The sequence below is a fragment of the Rhodococcus sp. NPDC004095 genome, assembly GCF_053604015.1.
Genome location: NZ_JBSGGS010000006.1, coordinates 312,125 through 329,711, shown reverse-complemented (window position 1 = coordinate 329,711; position 17,587 = coordinate 312,125). Strand labels below are relative to the sequence as shown.

The 17,587-nt window shown below is 71.0% G+C and carries 15 protein-coding genes; 11 read left to right on the top strand and 4 right to left on the bottom strand.

What is annotated here, in order from left to right:
- Positions 1-11: 11 nt before the first annotated feature.
- From ACWEPG_RS14565 to ACWEPG_RS14545, 5 genes are all read left to right on the top strand, one after another.
- Positions 12-593, top strand: coding sequence for an NUDIX hydrolase (locus ACWEPG_RS14565; RefSeq protein ID WP_450113842.1), 582 nt, complete (start codon positions 12-14; stop codon positions 591-593).
- Positions 590-2,965: a DUF6049 family protein gene (locus tag ACWEPG_RS14560; protein ID WP_450113843.1), complete on the top strand. Its 2,376-nt coding sequence runs from the start codon at positions 590-592 to the stop codon at positions 2,963-2,965. Before ACWEPG_RS14565 ends, ACWEPG_RS14560 begins: the two co-directional genes overlap by 4 nt.
- 317 nt (positions 2,966-3,282) lie before the next feature.
- A complete protein-coding gene (murJ, locus tag ACWEPG_RS14555) occupies positions 3,283-7,128 on the top strand; it encodes a murein biosynthesis integral membrane protein MurJ (RefSeq protein WP_452594663.1) in 3,846 nt (1,281 codons plus the stop codon).
- A 54-nt stretch (positions 7,129-7,182) separates the two neighbouring features.
- On the top strand, positions 7,183-7,779 hold the full coding sequence (gene sigM, locus ACWEPG_RS14550; RefSeq protein ID WP_452594662.1) for an RNA polymerase sigma factor SigM: 597 nt from the start codon (positions 7,183-7,185) through the stop codon (positions 7,777-7,779).
- 71 nt (positions 7,780-7,850) lie between these two features.
- Positions 7,851-8,582 carry a hypothetical protein gene (locus ACWEPG_RS14545; RefSeq protein WP_452594661.1) on the top strand — a complete coding sequence of 244 codons (732 nt, stop codon included), beginning with the start codon at positions 7,851-7,853 and terminating at the stop codon, positions 8,580-8,582.
- Positions 8,583-8,602: 20 nt separating this feature from the next.
- Here ACWEPG_RS14545 and ACWEPG_RS14540 read toward each other — a convergent pair whose 3' ends face one another.
- The gene (locus tag ACWEPG_RS14540; protein WP_450113847.1) at positions 8,603-9,178 is read right to left on the bottom strand and encodes a helix-turn-helix domain-containing protein; all 576 of its coding nucleotides are present in this window, start codon (positions 9,176-9,178) and stop codon (positions 8,603-8,605) included.
- Positions 9,179-9,308: 130 nt separating this feature from the next.
- Here ACWEPG_RS14540 and ACWEPG_RS14535 point away from each other — a divergent pair, with 130 nt between their 5' ends.
- From ACWEPG_RS14535 to ACWEPG_RS14510, 6 genes are all read left to right on the top strand, one after another.
- Positions 9,309-10,436 carry an ABC transporter permease gene (locus tag ACWEPG_RS14535; RefSeq protein WP_450113848.1) on the top strand — a complete coding sequence of 376 codons (1,128 nt, stop codon included), beginning with the start codon at positions 9,309-9,311 and terminating at the stop codon, positions 10,434-10,436.
- Positions 10,433-11,158, top strand: coding sequence for an ABC transporter ATP-binding protein (locus tag ACWEPG_RS14530; RefSeq protein WP_450113849.1), 726 nt, complete (start codon positions 10,433-10,435; stop codon positions 11,156-11,158). The genes ACWEPG_RS14535 and ACWEPG_RS14530 overlap by 4 nt, the downstream gene beginning before the upstream one ends.
- A 40-nt stretch (positions 11,159-11,198) precedes the next feature.
- Positions 11,199-11,810 carry a TetR/AcrR family transcriptional regulator gene (locus tag ACWEPG_RS14525; RefSeq protein ID WP_450113850.1) on the top strand — a complete coding sequence of 204 codons (612 nt, stop codon included), beginning with the start codon at positions 11,199-11,201 and terminating at the stop codon, positions 11,808-11,810.
- A gap of 45 nt (positions 11,811-11,855) precedes the next feature.
- On the top strand, positions 11,856-12,845 hold the full coding sequence (gene trxB, locus ACWEPG_RS14520) for a thioredoxin-disulfide reductase (protein WP_450113851.1): 990 nt from the start codon (positions 11,856-11,858) through the stop codon (positions 12,843-12,845).
- A 48-nt stretch (positions 12,846-12,893) separates the two neighbouring features.
- Positions 12,894-13,217 (top strand): thioredoxin, encoded by a 324-nt coding sequence (gene trxA, locus ACWEPG_RS14515; RefSeq protein WP_450113852.1) that lies wholly within the window; start codon positions 12,894-12,896, stop codon positions 13,215-13,217.
- Between the two features lie 95 nt (positions 13,218-13,312).
- Entirely contained in the window at positions 13,313-14,512 is a 1,200-nt protein-coding gene (locus ACWEPG_RS14510) for an N-acetylmuramoyl-L-alanine amidase (RefSeq protein WP_450113853.1), read from the top strand.
- Between the two features lie 38 nt (positions 14,513-14,550).
- Here the strand turns inward: ACWEPG_RS14510 and ACWEPG_RS14505 are convergent, their stop codons facing one another.
- The 3 genes from ACWEPG_RS14505 to ACWEPG_RS14495 all read right to left on the bottom strand — a co-directional run bounded on the left by ACWEPG_RS14505 (position 14,551) and on the right by ACWEPG_RS14495 (position 17,575).
- A complete protein-coding gene (locus ACWEPG_RS14505) occupies positions 14,551-15,228 on the bottom strand; it encodes a GNAT family N-acetyltransferase (protein ID WP_450113854.1) in 678 nt (225 codons plus the stop codon).
- 236 nt (positions 15,229-15,464) lie between these two features.
- Entirely contained in the window at positions 15,465-16,571 is a 1,107-nt protein-coding gene (locus ACWEPG_RS14500) for a ParB/RepB/Spo0J family partition protein (protein WP_450113855.1), read from the bottom strand.
- The gene (locus ACWEPG_RS14495) at positions 16,571-17,575 is read right to left on the bottom strand and encodes a ParA family protein (protein ID WP_450113856.1); all 1,005 of its coding nucleotides are present in this window, start codon (positions 17,573-17,575) and stop codon (positions 16,571-16,573) included. Before ACWEPG_RS14495 ends, ACWEPG_RS14500 begins: the two co-directional genes overlap by 1 nt.
- Between the last annotated feature and the right edge of the window lie 12 nt (positions 17,576-17,587).

The following is a 17,587-nucleotide window of genomic DNA, read 5'->3' as shown; positions in this document are numbered from 1 at the left end:
GTATCGATTGGGTGTCTCCTGCCGAACGCGCGAACCGCAGCCGCCGCAACCCGCGGCGTCGCGGTGGGCACGGCGACCGCCCGAACCCGCGAATGCGCACGGTGCGGGAAACGTCCGCCGGCGGACTCGTCGTCGACGGGCTCGACGGCCCGAGCGAACTGCAGTGCGCGGCACTGATCGGTCGCACCGACCGCCGCGGCCGACTGCTCTGGTCGCTGCCGAAGGGCCACATCGAGCAGGGGGAGACCGCCGAGCAGACCGCGATGCGTGAGGTCGCGGAGGAGACCGGAATCCGCGGCACGATCCTCGCCTCGCTCGGCAGCATCGACTACTGGTTCGTCACCGAGGGGCGGCGCGTGCACAAGACCGTGCATCACTACCTGCTGAGGTTCCAGGGTGGCGAACTGTCCGACGAGGACGTCGAGGTCACCGAGGTCGCGTGGGTGCCGCTGACCGAGCTCGAGTCCCGGCTCGCATACGCGGACGAACGCCGGCTCGCGGAGGTCGCCGGGGAGCTGATCGCACGGATGGCCACCGGCCCGACCGGTGACGACACCTCGAACGTCGGCGACGGGACCCGAGAGAACGGATGAGGACGGCCCTACGTCGGCTTGCCGCGACGACCCTGACTGCACTGGCTCTCGCCGCCCCACTCGGATCCCCCGCCCTCGCCGGCGCGGCTCCGACGACCACGACACCGACGACTTCCCAGCCCGGCACGCGCCCGGGGCAGTCGCAGCAGTTCGTGTCCCTGACGGTCGACACCGTCACCCCCAGCACCGTGACCACGTCCAGCGCGCCGACCGTCACGGTCACCGGCACCGTCGCCAACGTCGGCGATCGCGCGGTCTCCGACGTCCAGGTGCGGTTGCAGCGGGCACCGATGGTGACGACACCGGACCGGCTGCGCACCGTGCTCGCCGCCGACCAGGACGAGTTCGACATCGTCGGACCGTTCGCCGAGATCCGGGACCGCCTCGAGATCGGCCAGTCCGCCCGCTTCACCGTCGCGTTGCCGCTCCGGTCGTCGGACGCGTCGTCCCTGGACATCGACGAACCCGGCGTGTACCCGCTGCTGGTGAACGTCAACGGCACCCCCGAGTACGGCGGGGCCGCCCGCCTCGACGACGCCCGCTTCCTGCTCCCGGTCCTGGGTCTGCCCCGCGACCCCGATGCCGCCGACCCGTCCGACCCGGATGCCGGGCCGGTACCCCCGTCGACCACCGATCCCGTCGCGGTGACCCTGATGTGGCCACTCGCCGACCGCCCGCGGCTGGCGGCCGGGATCCCCGGGTCCAACGACGAGAAGGTGCGGCTCGTCGACGACGAGCTGGCCACGTCGCTGGCACAGGGTGGCCGGCTCGAACAGCTCGTCGCGGCCGCCGACTTCGCCACCGGCGAGGACCTGGACCGCGACCGCCAGCTCGGGCGGAGCATGTGCCTGGCCGTCGACCCGGACCTGCTGGTCACGGTGGCCAACATGACCCGCGGCTACCTCGTCGTCGACGATCCCGACGACCCGACCGGTCCCACCCACGACGGCACCGGGCAGACCGCGGCGAGCGAGTGGCTGGGCCGGCTCCGGGACCTGGCGTCCCGGATGTGCGTCACCGCGGTCCCGTTCGCCCAGACGGATCTGACCGCACTGCACCGGGTGGGCGACGCGACGTTGACCGCCCGCGCGCTCGAGCGGCCCGCCGACATCGTCGACGGCGTGCTCGGCGTGACCTCCGTGCGGGGTCTGACGTGGCCGGACTCCGGCGTGCTCGACCCCGCCGCCGCCGCCGGCCTGCCGGGGCTGGGGCCGACGACACTGCTGGCCGCGAACGCGGTCACCGACACGACCACGGTCGCGAAGGTGCCACTCGAGGGTGGCAACAACGGCGGGCCGCTGTACGCGACCCTGTTCGACGTCGCCGCCGCCACCGCGTTGGCCGCCGTCGGCGCGAGCCCGCAGACCCCGACGTTCACCCCGGAGTCGGCCCGCTACGAGCTGGCCGGCGACTCCCGCACCGCCCGCCTGCAGGACGCCCTGGGAGCGATGACCTGGGAATCGTTGACCGCCCGCAGCACCGCCTCCCGGCTCGCCGACGCGGCGCCCCGCTCCCTGCTGCTGGTGCCGCCACAGCAGTGGACACCCGACGGCGACGAGGCCCGCGCGGTGCTGTCCACGGTGTCGACGATGCTGCGGTCCGGGCTGGCGACCTCCCGTTCCGTGCCTGACCTGCTCGACCTTCCCGCAGCGCCACCGCCGCTGCAGCTCGACTACCCGGACCAGGCGGCCGCGGACGGCGCCCCGGCGGCGGTCGCCACGGACGTCACCGCGGCGGCCCCCGAGATCGACGCGCTGACCGAGACACTGGTGTACGAACCCCAGTCCGCGCTGACCCCGACCGATTTCACCGGACCGCTCGAGGAAGACCTGCTTCGCGCGATGAGCACCGCGGGGCGCCGCGACGCCGACCGGAACGTCGCGACGATCGACGCGGAACAGCGGGTCACGCAGGTGCAGGCCGCGCTCGGCCGGATCTACGGTTCGGTGACGGTGCTCGCCCCAGGTGGCGCGTACACCCTCGCCTCCGAGCAGAGCCCACTGCTGTTCGTCGCCCGCAACGACCTGCCGGTCGGCATCACCGTGCGGTTGCGGCTGTCGGCACCGCCGGGCATGACGATCACCGACATCGGCGACCAGCAGCTGCCTGCGCGCGGCAGCCGCGCGCTCCAGGTCCCGGCAAAAGTGACGGAGACCGGCAAGATGGTCGTCGACGTGGCACTGACCACCGCGAACGGCCGCGAATTGGGCGAATCGACCTCCGTCTCGGTCCGCTCCAACTCGTACGGCAAGTTGCTGGCGATCATCACCGGCGGCGCGGGCACATTACTGTTGTTGCTTGCGGGACGGCGGCTCTGGCACCGGTTCCGGGGTCAGCCGGACCCAGCGGACGAAGGGTACGAAGGCCGATGACGGGCAGCACGCGACGACCACCGGGCACCGGCCCGGAGCAGGCGCGGCAACCGGTCGAAACCGGTCGCGACCAGCAGCCTCATCCCTCACGGGCCCCCTGGGAGCGGAACCCCGCCGGACCGCCGCCGGATCCGCGGCGACAGCCGCCCGCTCCGATGCGGCCGTATCCACCGCAGCAGCCGTATCCGCCGCAGTCCCGGCCGTACCCGCCCCGGCCCCACCCGAATCAGTCGCAACCGGCACCGCCCCATCCACCGCAGCAGTACCCGCCGCGCCCCGCACCGGCGGCGGCGCCCGGCTCCGACGCCACGCGGGCGATGCCGCAGCGTTTCGTGCCACCGGTCGCCGAATCCGGCCCGCCGCCCCAACCGGCAACGACGCGGCCGACGACGACCGCACCTCAGCAGGTGGTGCCGTCGACCGACACCGACGAGTACGACGACGACACCGAGCCGGACAACTCGAACTCCCGGCTGATCGCGTCGACCGGGTCGATCGCGATCGCGACACTCGTCAGCCGGATCACCGGGTTCCTCAAGCAGGTGCTGCTGCTGACCGCGCTGGGCTCGGCGGCGGCGAGCTCGTTCACCGTCGCAAGCCAGCTGCCGAACATGATCTCGGAGCTGGTGCTCGGAGCGGTACTCACCGCGATCGTCGTTCCGGTGCTGGTGCGGGCCGAGAAGGAGGACGAGGACGGCGGCGCCACCTTCGTCCGAAGACTGTTCACCCTGTCGGTGGTCACCCTCGGACTGGCCGCGACCGCCGCGGTGCTCGCCGCGCCGCTGCTGACCCGCCTGTTCCTGCCGAACGACGGCAAGGTCGATGCGCACCTGTCGACCAACTTCGCCTATCTGCTGCTGCCTGCCATCCTGTTCTACGGCCTGTCCGCGCTGCTCACGGCGATCCTCAACACCCGGCAGGTGTTCAAACCGGGTGCCTGGGCGCCGGTGCTGAACAACCTGACGGTCCTCGCCGTGCTGGCCGTGTACTGGCTGCTGCCCGGCGGTGACGAGGTCACCACCACGCGGCTGCTGGTGCTCGGCCTCGGCTTCACCCTCGGCGTGGTGGTGCAGGTGGTGACGCTGCTGCCCGCGATCCGGCGGCAGGGCATCAACCTGCGCCCGCTGTGGGGTCTCGACACCCGGCTCAAGATGTTCGCCGGCATGGGCGTCGCCATCGTGCTGTACGTGCTGATCAGCCAGATCGGTTTCGCGATCGGCACCCGCATCGCGGCGGACGCGGACGCCGCGGGACCGGTCATCTACCAGCAGGCGTGGCTGTTGCTGCAGCTGCCGTACGGCATCCTCGGCGTCACCGTGCTGACCGCGATCATGCCGCGGCTCAGCCGCAACGCCGCCGACGAGAACACCCCCGCCGTCGTCGACGATCTCTCTGTCGCGACCCGCCTGACGATGGTGTCGCTGCTGCCGATCGTGGTGTTCCTGACCTTCGCCGGACCCCAGGTCGGGCACGCGCTGTTCGGCTACGGCAACTTCGGCGAGCACGACGCCGAACGCCTCGGCCACGCGGTGAGCTGGTCCGCGTTCACCCTGATCCCGTACGCCCTGGTCCTCATCCACCTGCGCGTCTTCTACGCCCGCGAGCAGGCGTGGACGCCGACCTGGATCATCCTCGGCATCACCACGGTGAAGGTCGTGCTGTCGGTCCTGGCGCCGGTGGTGGCGACCGACGACGAGCAGGTGGTCAGCCTGCTCGGTGTCGCGAACGGTCTCGGGTTCACCGCCGGTGCGGTGATCGGTGCGGTGCTGCTGCGCCGCAGCCTCGGGTCGCTGCGCATGGCGAACGTCGGCAAGACGGTCGTGCTGGTGGTCATCGCCTCGGTGGCCGGTGGCATCGCGATGCTGGCCGCCGAGGAACTCCTCGGCCTGGACCGGCTCGGGGACCGGTTCGGCGGGCCCGGCGCCTTCGTCCAGGTCGGGCTGTGCGCCGTGCTCATGCTCGCGGTGACGTTCACGCTGCTCCGGATCGCCGGCGTCCCCGAGGTCGTCGCCGGGACGGTCGCGGTGACCCGCCTGGTCAACCGGGTGCTGGGCCGGACGCCGGCACAGCCGGTCGTGGCACCGGCCGAGGCCGGAGCGGTCGCCGCGACGGCACCCGCCGCACGGTCCGACACGGGGTCGATGGCACGCCTCGACGCCGTGTCGATCTACGAGGCAGACACCGAACTGCTACCCGTCATCGGGCGTCCTCTGGTAGAACGCGGCGGCGGCGAACAACTCCCGTACCCTGGTGCCCGACGTACCGGGGCGCCGACCACGGGAGATTCAAACGAGCTGCACGAAGGAGCGAGGGTGAGCGACGAAAACGTTGCCGGCGGCCAGACCGGCAGTTCCACGGTGGAGGCGTCCGCGCCGGCACCACGCGCATCCGAATCCGAGTCCAGTCGCCCCGCCGACAAGCGTCCGGCCACACCGGCGAACGACGCCGACCAGCGTCCCGCCGACAAGCGTCCGGCGGACAAGCGTGCCGCCGACAGCCGGGTCCGCCCGGAGCGCGACCTCACCGTCGACACCGGCGTCATCCCGATCGGCTCGCCGCAGCTGCCCCCGATGCGGGTCGGCGACGGCAGCGGGACGGCACGCCGCAGCGCTCCCCGCGGCCCCAAGCTGATCGCCGGAGCCTCCGTCGCCGGTGGCCGGTACCGGCTGCTGGCCCCGCACGGTGGCGCCCGGGGCCTGAAGTTCTGGCAGGCCCACGACACCAAGCTGGACCGCGAGGTGGCACTGACCTTCGTCGACGCGGAGCAGCGCGCCGGCAACGACACCTCCGACGCCACCGGTCCGCAGGCGGTGCTCTCGCGCACCCTGCGGCTCGGCCGGATCAACTCGCCCGGCCTGGCCCGGGTCCTGGACGTGGTCCGCGGCAGCTCCGGCGGCATCGTCGTCGCCGAGTGGACGCCGGGCCGGTCGCTGCGCGAGATGGCCGACACCACGCCGTCCCCCGTCGGCGCCGCCCGGGCGATCCGGGCACTGGCGTCCGCGGCGGAGTCGGCACACCGCAGCGGCAGCGCCCTGTCCATCGACCACCCCGACCGGGTGCGGATCTCCGTCGACGGCAACGCGGTCCTCGCGTTCCCCGCGACGCTGTCCGACGCCGACGCACCGTCCGACGTCCGCGGGCTGGGCGCGATGCTCTACGCACTGATCACCGCGCGGTGGCCGCTCGGGGAGCCGGCCCCGGCGCCCGAGTCCGGAGCTCCCGCCGACACCCGGCCCGTCAACACGGTCGGTGGCATGAAGCTCGCCGACCGGGACGGCACCGGTCCGGTCGAACCTCGGGTCGTGCGACCGGAAGTGCCGTTCGAGATCTCCGCGGTCGCGGTCCGGGCCCTGGAGAGCGACGGCGGCATCCGCACCGCCGCGACGGTCCAGCACGTCCTGGACCAGGCATCGGTCGTCGACCAGAAGACCGACATGATGCCCGCGTTGCGGCTCGGTCAGCGGCCGGCCGGTTCGACCGGGCACGCGCTGTCCGAGGAGGAGAGCGCGGAGGTCGCGAAGACCCGCAGCAACCGGATGCTGATCGCGCTGTCGACGCTCGGCGTGCTCACCGTGATCGTGCTCGCGCTGGCCGGCTGGTGGCTCACCAACCTGTTGGCCGGTAGCAGCTCCGACGAGCCGCTCAACGAGCAGAACATCGGCCTGACCACCGGTCAGGAGGCACCCTCGGCCGCGACCAGCGCCGCCCCGGCACCGGTGGCACCCACCCCGGTGACGCCTGCGGGTGCGACGGTGTTCTCGCCCCAGGGATCGGCCGACAATCCGACCACGGCTGCGCTGGCGGTCGACGGCGACCCGGCCACGAAGTGGAGCACCGACGCGTACTTCGACCAGTTCCCGAGCTTCAAGAACGGTGTCGGGCTGCTGGTCGGTCTGGCGCAACCGGCGCGGCTGAGCGAGGTCACCATCACCTCGCCGAGCGTCGGCACGCAGGTCGAGATCCGGACCGCGCCCAGCGACCGGCCCACACTCGACCAGACCCAGGTGATCGGCCGCGCGACCCTCGAGAACGGCGTCACGACCATCCCGGTGACCATGGACAGCAGCACCGGCCGCGTGCTGGTGTGGATCACCAAGCTCGGCACCGACGGCGGCAAGAACCAGACCACGATCGCGGAGATCGGACTCGAGTCCACTCGTTAGACACTTCGCTCCCGAGGGAGTGACTGGAGACCCCCCGGTCGGTTAGCATCGCGCGTGCGAATCAACAGGGGGATCGCCGTGGCTGGGTTGTCCGATGCCCAGCTGCTGGCGGCGCACGCGGCGGGGGAGCCACGTGCATTTGCGGAGTTGCTGGGCCGACATCAGGACCACTTGTGGCAGACGGCGCGCCGCACCAGCTACACGATCCAGGATGCCGAGGACGCGCTGCAGGAGGCGCTGCTGTCGGCGCACCGCACTGCCGCGACATTCCGGGAGGACGCCGCGGTCCGGAGCTGGCTGCACAAGATCGTCGTCAACGCGTGCCTGGACCGGATCCGCCGCAACCGCGCCCGACCGACGGTGCCGCTGGCCGAGGGGGAGGGTGCGGAGCCCGCGGAAACCCGCGACGCGATGGCGGAGCGGGAGACGGCGCTGACGATCGAGGACGCGCTGTCGACGCTGCCACCCGAGCAGCGCGCCGCGATCGTGGTCGTCGACCTCGAGGGCTACTCGGTGGCGGAAGCGGCCGCGCTGCTGGGGGTTCCGGAGGGCACCGTGAAGAGCCGGTGCTCGCGGGCGCGTAACAAACTCGCGCAACAGTTGAAATACATTCGAGCAGAGCGGAACCAAATCGGCCCGCGCGGGGTCTAATCCTTGTGACGCACGGTGTGAACCGGCGCCATCGGGGAGGGTCCACAGTCAACGATCGCAGGGGAGGTGCCATGGTCGCCGAGGGTGACGACACGCTTCGCCCCCCGTTCACTCCCGAACAACTCGCCGATCTGCACGGTGACGTACTGCCCGCCGACGTGTCGGACCGGATGCGGACCGCCGTCGCGCACGACCCGGAGGCCCGCGCGACCCTGACCGCTCTCGACCGGGTCCGCGCCGAACTCGGCGCCCTGCGCACCGACCCCGCACCCGCGCCGCCTGCTCCCGACGATGTGATCGCCCGGCTGCACGCCGCGCTCGACGACGCCACGGCCGCCGGCGACCTGGCGTCGACCGTCGCACCGCGGACCCGCCGTTTCGACCCTGTTCGGGTCGCTGCAGCGGCCGCCGCCGCGCTGGTGGTGTTCGCGGCCGGTGCGATCGGCTTCTCCCGAATCGTGGCCGACGACCCCGACACCGCACCCGGCACCACCGCGCTCGCCGATCCGCCGGGGACCGTCCAGCTGGGCGACGACCTGCGGCCCGACACCGCGCTCGCCATGCTCGGCCACACCGCGCTGGGCAGCCTCTCCGATCCGGGTCAGCGTGCGGAATGCCTGCGTGCCAACGGAATCGACCCAACGACGGCGCTACTCGGATCCGGGCCGGTCCGGTTGCGGGGCGCCGCCGGTGTGCTGCTGCTCTTCGCGGGACCGCGACCGCCTCAGATCACCGCGCTGGTCGTCCGATCCAGTTGCAGCGCAGACGATCCCGCGACCCTGGCGCGCGCCGAAATCGGCTGACGCAGGGCCCCTGAGCTGATCTACCCGGACGGCTCGACCCCGGCACCGGGCAACAGGACGGCCAGGATGGCCTCGCGCACCTCGTCGGTGTCCTCGCTCGGCGCGATCAGGGACAGGAACATCGCCGCGCCTGCCCCCAGTGCGAGCAGGGCCCGGGCGGTGTCCGGGTCGGTGCCGTCGTGCGCGGTGCGTCCGGGGAACAGCGCGGCGGCCGGCCCGGCGAAGTTGCGCCACAGCGCGGTGCGCAGGTCGTCGTGATCGCGGAGGGTGGCCAGCAGCCCCGGCACCGCCGCCCGCACGGCCGGTTGCCGGAACAGTTCGGAGCTGCCGGTGACCACCCACCGGATCCAGCCCTCCCGGTCGGCGCCGTCGAAGGGAGCCAGATCCGGGGTCACGCCGAGGACGGCGTCGAGGACGAGTTGCGCCTTCGAGTCCCACCGGCGCCCGATCGCGGCCCGGCTCACCCCGGCACGATTCGCGATGGCGCGAACGCTCAGCTGGTCGAATCCGACCTCCAGCAACAACTCTCGCGTTGCGGTCAAGACCTCGGTGTCGATGCGGGGGTCACGGGGCCGACCCGATGTGGTGGTGTTCATCGCTCCTGATTGTCGCCCCTGGAACCGGTCGGGGCCACCGGTTCGGGCCCCACGCCGATCTTGACGACTCGGTGTTGGTATCTTTGCCGACACACTGTCGTGAAAATGCCCCCAGGGCTCAGGAGATGCCATGTTCCTCGCACTACGGGAGTTGCGGTTCGCCCGCGCCCGCTTCGGACTGATGGGCGGCGTCGTCGCCCTCATCGCAGTCCTCACCGTTCTCCTGTCCGGACTCTCGTCCGGACTGGTCGAGGACGGCGTCTCCGGGCTCAAACGACTGCCGGTGACCGCATTCGCCTTCGGGGCAGGCACCAAGACGGACAGCGCCTTCTCCCGGTCGGTCGTCGACGAAGAGCAGGTGCAGGCCTGGCGGCAGCAACCCGGTGTCGCGGACGCCGCCCCGTTCGGCAACTTCCTCGTCAACGCCCACAGCGACAGCGGGGTGCCGGTGGACCTGGCCCTGTTCGGGGTCGAGCCGGACTCCTTCCTGGCCCCGGCCGCCGCGGCGGGCAGCGGGCTGGCCGACCCGGACGGCCTGGTGGTCAGCAGCACCGCCCTCGACGCCGGCCTGAAGATCGGCGACACGATCACCATCGACCGGCTCGGAACCACACTGCGGGTGGTCGGCGCGACCGCCGAGCAGCACACCTTCGGCCATGTCGACGTCGCGTTCGTGCCGCTGCGCACCTGGCAGGAGATCCACGCGGGCACCCGCCCCGACGACACCGCACCCGCGCAGGCATACACCGAAGCGACCGCCGTTGCGCTGCAGTCGCTTCCGGGTTCCAAGCTGGATCTCGCGGCGGGTGACGCGGCCGCGAACACGTCCTCCGTGAAGCTCGAGGACTCCTTCGCCTCCTCGCCCGGTTTCTCCGCGGAGACCAGCACGCTGTCCCTGATCCAGGTGTTCCTGTACGCGATCTCAGCTCTGGTGGTCGGGGCGTTCTTCACCGTCTGGACGATCCAGCGCAAGCACGAGATCGCGGTGCTGCGCGCACTCGGTGCGCCGACCCGATACCTGTTGCGGGACGGGCTCGCCCAGGCTCTTCTCCTGCTGCTCGCCGCGACCGCGGTCGGGGCGGCCATCGGCTCCGGCCTCGGGGCGCTGATCGGCGGGGGAGTGCCGTTCGCCCTCGATCCGGCCGCCGTCGTGACCGCCTCGGCACTGCTGATCGTGCTCGGTCTGCTCGGCTCCGCCGCCGCCATCGCCCGCATCGCATCCGTCGACCCCCTGACCGCACTCGGAGGTGCCCGATGACCACCCGGAATGATTCCACCGCAACCGATTCCACCGAAGAGACCACGGACGCCGGTCTGTCGCTGCGCGGGGCGAACCTGACCCTGGGGGACGGGGCCGGCACGGTCGTCGCGCTCGACGCCGTGGACCTGACCGTCGCACCCGGTGAGTTCGTCGCGGTCGTCGGACCCTCCGGCTCGGGCAAGTCGAGCCTGCTGGCCGTCGCGGGTGGCCTCGGTCGCGTCGATTCCGGCACCGTCCTCGTCGACGGCCACGACCTGACCGCGCTGTCCCGCCGGGAACTGGCCCGGTTCCGGGCAACCCACATCGGGTTCGTCTTCCAGTCCGGCAACCTGCTCGCCGCGCTCACCGCCACCGAGCAGCTGCAGCTCCTCGCCCGCATGGCGCCCCGGTCGGAGCGGTCCCGGTTCCGCGACCCGCGCGAACTGCTCGAGGCGGTCGGGCTCGGGGACAAACTGGATCGTCGCCCCGACCAGCTCTCCGGCGGCGAACGCCAGCGGGTCGGCATCGCGCGAGCCCTGGTGGCCCGCCCGTCGGTGCTGCTGGTGGACGAGCCGACCGCGGCCCTGGACCGGGCCCGCAGCCAGGACATCGTGCGGCTGCTGGCGCAGGAGACCCGGCAATCGGGCACCGCCACCGTCATGGTCACCCACGACTACGATGTCCTCGACCACTGCGACCGGGTGGTGACGATGACCGACGGTCGCCTCACCGCCGTCTGAGCCCCGCCCGGATCGGCCGAACCGGGGAAGGGGACGGCGTTTGCCACGGATCACCGCACCGACGGTCGCCGAGCACCGGGCCGCGCAGCAACGCGCCCTGCTCGACGCCGCCCGCGAGGTGCTCGCCGAGGGCAACCCCGAGGTCCTCGGTTTCGCCGAGGTCGCGGCCCGGGCCGGCCTGGCCCGGTCCAGCATGTACCAGTACTTCCGGTCACGGCAGCACCTGCTCGAGGCGCTGATCGAGGACGCGTTCCCGCGCTGGTCGGCGCGCGTGGAGGAGGCGATGGCCGCGGCGGGTCCCGCCGACCGCCGGGTCCTGGCGTACGTGCGCGCCAACCTCGACCTGGTCGCCGAGGGCGAGCACGCCATCGCGTCCGCGATCGCGGCCGCCGCGCCGAGCGAGAAGCTGAACGAGGCAAGCGCGGAACTGCACCACCAGCTCAAGGCCCCGTTGGTGACCGCGCTCGACGAGCTCGGGGTGACCGATCCGGCCGAGACGGCCGACCTGGTGAGCGCCGTCGTGCACGCCGCGTCCCGGCAGATCGAGGCCGGCGCGGACGTGGCGGCGGCGCGGTCCCGGGCCATCGAGCTGATCGAGCCGTACGTGACGTTCCTCGCTGCACGGGGCCTGCCGGGGAACATCACCCCCTAGTCTGGTGTTGAGCCAGTCAACATCCCCATCTCCCGGAAGGCCCGCATGACTACTCCGACCTCGGTTCGTGACCTGATCATCGTCGGTTCCGGACCCGCCGGATACACCGCCGCGGTCTACGCCTCGCGTGCGGAACTGCAGCCGCTCCTGTTCGAGGGCACCCAGTTCGGCGGGGCCCTGATGACCACCACCGAGGTGGAGAACTTCCCCGGCTTCCGCGAGGGCATCATGGGCCCGGACCTGATGGACGAGATGCGCGAGCAGGCCAAGCGCTTCGGCGCGGACATCCGCACCGAGGACGTCGACGAGCTGGACGTGACCGGCCCCGTGAAGAAGGTCGTCGCGAACGGTGAGACGTACTACGCGCACGCCGTGATCCTCGCGATGGGCGCCGCAGCCCGCTACCTCGGCATCCCCGGCGAGGAGACCCTGCTCGGCCGCGGAGTGTCCGCCTGCGCCACCTGTGACGGCTTCTTCTTCAAGGACCAGGACATCGCCGTCATCGGCGGCGGCGACTCGGCGATGGAGGAGGCCACGTTCCTGACCCGCTTCGCGCGTTCGGTCACGCTGGTGCACCGTCGCGAGGAGTTCCGCGCGTCCCGGATCATGCTCGAGCGCGCGAAGGCGAACGAGAAGATCCGCATCGTCACCAACGCCGAGCCGGTCGAGGTGGTGGGCGAGAACAGTGTCACCGGTCTGGTGATCCGCGACACCGTCACCGGTGAGAAGTCGACGCTGCCGGTCACCGGCATGTTCGTCGCGATCGGTCACGATCCGCGCAGCGAGCTGGTCAAGGGCCAGGTCGACATCGACGACGAGGGCTACGTGCGCGTGCAGGCGCCGACCACGTACACCTCGGTGGAGGGCGTGTTCGCCGCGGGTGACCTCGTCGACCACACCTACCGCCAGGCGATCACCGCCGCAGGCACCGGTGCGTCCGCGGCGATCGACGCCGAGCGCTGGCTCGCCGAGCGCGGCGACATCACCGCCAACACCGTCGAGGCGGCCGGCAACACGGTGTCCGTCGACGCCTGACCCCGTCCCCGCACCCATTCGATCCACCCCGTCCCCGAGGAGACACCCATGGCGAACACCATCACCATCACCGACGACTCGTTCAAGCAGGACGTGCTCGACTCCGAGAAGCCCGTGCTCGTCGACTTCTGGGCCACCTGGTGCGGTCCGTGCAAGATGGTCGCGCCGGTGCTCGAGGAGATCGCCGGTGAGCATGCCGACAAGCTGACCATCGCCAAGCTCGACATCGACGCCAACCCGTCCGCGGCCCGGGACTTCCAGGTGATGTCCATCCCGACGATGATCCTGTTCCAGGGCGGCAAGCCGGTGAAGCAGATCGTCGGCGCCAAGGGCAAGGCAGCACTGCTCAAGGACCTTTCCGAAGTTCTGTAACGGTCGCCACGGCCCCCGGGATTGCCGATTCCCCGGGGGTTTCTGCGAGAATCACCCCTGGGTGTTGCCGTCAGGACGAGAAAGGTTTCATACGCATGCATCGACTCTGTCACGGCGACCACGGTCCCGCCGTTGCCGAGGTTCGAGGCACTCTCTCCGCCCTGGGTTACCTCCGCGGTGGCGTCTCCACCTCCCCCAGGGAGGCGGTGAACGGTTCCCAGTGGGTGGCCCCGGACGCGGTGTTCGACCATCACCTCGACAGCGCGGTGCGCGCCTTCCAGCAGCAGCGTGGGCTGCTGGTCGACGGAGTGGTCGGAGCCGCGACGTATCGAGCGCTGCGAGAGGCGTCCTACCGGCTCGGCGCCCGCACCCTCGCCTACCAGCTCTCGGCGCCGCAGTACGGTGACGACGTCGCCGCGCTGCAGACCCGATTGCAGGACCTGGGCTTCTACTCGAGCCGGGTCGACGGCTACTTCGGGCCGAAGACACACGAGGGCCTGTCGTCGTTCCAGCGGGAGATCGGCATCGCGTCCGACGGGATCTGCGGTCCGCAGACGCTGCGGTCCCTTGACCTGCTCGGCACCCGCGTCACCGGGGGCTCCCCGCACGCGATCACCGAGGAGGAGTCGGTACGGCGGTCGGGCCCGCAGCTGAGCGGCAAGCGGATCGTCATCGACCCCGATCTCGGCGGCGACACCAGCGGTCTCGTGCTGCCGACGCCGCACGGTCCGATCACCGAGGCCCAGATCCTCTGGGACATCGCCAGTCGGCTCGAGGGCCGGATGGCCGCGACCGGCATGGAGACCTTCCTCTCGCATCCGGCCAACAGCAACCCGTCGACGGCGGAACGGGCCGAGACGTCCAACTCGTTCGACGCGGACCTGATGATCTCGCTGCGCTGCGCCACCAGCCCGAGCCCGCACGCGAACGGTGTCGCCAGCTTCCACTTCGGCAACTCGCACGGCGCGTCCTCCCGGATCGGACAGGTGCTTGCTAGCTTCATCCAGCGTGAAATCGTCGCTCGCGCACCACTTCAGGACTGCCGCACCCATGGTCGTTCGTGGGATCTGTTGCGGCTCACCACGATGCCAACGGTCCAGATTGACATCGGTTATCTCACAAACGATTCCGACGTGAAGACCCTCATCAACCCGCGCAACCGGGACATCATCGCCGAGGCGATCCTGGTCGCCGTCAAGCGTCTGTACCTGCTCGGGCAGGACGACCAGCCGACCGGCACGTACACGTTCAAGGAACTGCTCGCCGAAGAGCTCGCGAAGGCCGACCGGGCCTGAGCGGGCGGCCTTCGCCCCGAGGGGTTACGGCGCGCCGGTCACAGCACGCCCACGGCCGCCCGCTGGCCGCTGTCGGCCGCGGTCACCGCCGCCGCCATCAGGAGCCGCTCGAGCGCCGATTCGACGTCGGCCTTCCAGCCGTGGTCGCGGTCGAGCTCCAGTCGCAGGCGCGGGTAGCGGTGGTGCGCCGCAACAACTTCGAAGCCCATGTCCTCGAGGAAGCCGGCGTCGATCATGCACTCGGTGGGACCGCACTCGTGCGTACTGCCGGGCGTGCGCTCGTCGTCAGGTCCGCGCACGATGCCGAACGCCTCCAGCGCACGCACGCCACGGCGCACCAGATCGCTCACAACGGCCTGAATGAGGCTCGGCCCCACTCCGTCCAGCTCCGCCGCCGGTTCGAGCCGCATCGTGGTCAGGAGGACCGCGTCCGGGCTCACCGGCGAGGTGGGGAACAGCTTGGACCGGGGCACGTTGCCGGGTGGCGAGTAGAGCGCGCAGCCGGCCGGCTTCCCTTCGAGGGTCGCGACCTGCCCGCACGAACCCCACTCGAGCATGACCATCGACAGCCACGCTTCCTTCTCGAACTCGGGGTCCGCGTAGATCCGAGAGTCCCGCAACGCGTCGGGGTCCATCTCCCAGAAGACGCAGCGGCGGGAATGCCTGGGGAGTTGGTCGAAGCCGTCGAGGGTGAGCGGACTGATGCGCATCGACACCCTGTCTCTCGCCTCCACGACCTCGCACGCGGGGACCACGATCCCCGAATTACCGGCTTCTCACCGTCAAGAATAGGCGATCGGGTCGGTGCCGACCCTCCACGGCCGCACCGGCTACCAATCACCTTGCACATCAAGAGTTTTCGTTCCACGTCGGGGTCGAACCGGGGCCCGCGCCCACCAAAACGTCACGGTGACGTAACGGCCGCGGGTGGTTCGACCCCGACGGACCGGGACTAGTTCGCCCCGTTCGTCTCCATCATCTCGACGATCCGCTGCAGATCGTCCACCGACCCGAACTCGACGACGATCTTGCCCTTCCGCTTGCCGAGGCTGACGGTGACCCGGGTGTCGAACGCCCCGGACAACCGATCCGCGACATCCTGCAGACCAGGCATCTGGATCGGCTTGCGCTTGACCGGGGGAGCGGGGAGTTCGCCGCCGTCCCGGTTCGCGAGGGTGACCGCCTCCTCCGTGGCGCGGACGGACATGCCCTCCGCGACGATCCGGGCGGCGAGCAGTTCCTGCGCATCGGCACCGGCCTCGAGGGAGAGCAGCGCCCGGGCGTGCCCGGCGGAGAGAACCCCGGCAGCGACCCTGCGCTGCACCGGAATCGGAAGCTTGAGAAGGCGGATCATGTTCGTCACGACCGGCCGCGACCGACCGATCCGCGACGCCAACTCCTCGTGGGTGACGTTGAACTCCTCGAGCAGCTGCTGGTAGGCCGCCGCCTCTTCGAGGGGGTTGAGCTGCACCCGATGAATGTTCTCGAGCAGGGCGTCGCGAAGCATGTCGCCGTCACCGGTCTCTCGCACGATGGCGGGGATCTTCTCGAGGCCGGCGGCCTGGCTGGCCCGCCACCGGCGTTCGCCCATCACCAGCTGATAGCTGTCGGGGCCGGTCGTGCGCACGACGATCGGCTGCATGAGCCCGAACTCGCGGATCGAGTGCACCAGTTCGGCGAGGGCCTCCTCGTCGAACACCGACCGCGGCTGCATCGGGTTCGGCTGGATCTGCGCCGCCGGGATCTCCCGGTAGCTCGCGCCGACCGGAGCCAGATCGACGTCCTCGTCGGCGGCCGTTTCCACCTTCGCCGCCTTCGGGGAGGCCTTGGTCCTGGCGGCCTTGCGAGCGGGCGCGGGTGCGCTGGCCGGGGTGGGCGCGGCGGTGGGGGAGGGGACCGGCTCCGGGGCGGGTTCCTCCGTCTTCGGCGGCACCGGGGCCGTGACGTTGCCGATGATGACGTCGGCGGCCGCGGACCCGAGGCGGGGTCCGGCGTCGGGGCCGGTCGGGATGAGCGCGGCAAGCCCGCGACCGAGACCGCCCTTGCTTCTCTGTGCCACTAGTTCTCCTGCGCGTTGGTCGTTGCGGTACGGGCGGCGAGCTCGCGGCCGGCGTCGAGATAACTCATGGCGCCGCGTGATCCGGGATCGTAGTCGAGGACGGTCATCCCGTACCCGGGGGCCTCGGAAACCTTGACGCTCCGGGGAATCACGGCCCGCAGGACCGCGTCCCCGAAGTGGGTCCGGACCTCCTCGGCGACCTGATCGGCCAGCTTGGTGCGGCCGTCGTACATGGTCAGCAGCACCGTCGAGACGTGCAATTCGGGGTTCAGGTGCGACTTGACCATGTCGATGTTGCGCAGCAGCTGCCCGACGCCCTCCAGTGCGTAGTACTCGCACTGGATCGGGATGAGCACCTCGTTCACGGCGACCAGCGCGTTGACGGTGAGCAGCCCGAGCGACGGCGGGCAGTCGATGAGGACGTAGTCCACGTCGAGCTCGGAGAGGAAGGCCTCGGACAGCGCGTTCTTGAGCCGGTTCTCGCGGGCCACCATCGAGACCAGCTCGATCTCGGCGCCGGCGAGGTCGATGGTGGCGGGGATGCAGAACAGGCGCTCGCTGTGCGGGCTCTGCTGGACCGCTTCCTTCGCCGTGGTCTGGCCGATGAGCAGCTCATAGGTAGAGGGCACCCCGGAGTGGTGGGGGACTCCGAGCGCGGTGCTGGCGTTGCCCTGCGGGTCCAGATCGACCACGAGCACCGTCAGGCCCTGCACCGCCAACGCGGACGCCAGGTTGACGGCTGTGGTGGTCTTGCCCACCCCACCCTTCTGGTTCGCCACGGTGAGCATCCGGCGGTGGTCCGGCTTCGGGATGGTCACGCTGCCCGGGTGCAGAACCTGACTGGCACGCTGGGCCGCCGCCCCGATCGGCGTCTCCTCCAGGGAGATGCCGTCGTAGGGGCCGGGGGCGTGCGCACCCTGCCCGTTCGGGGACGTGATGCCGGTGGATCGCGAGGAATTGTGGTCCGTTTCATGTGAAACAGTGGATTCGGGTCCACCCGACATGTATTGCTCCTT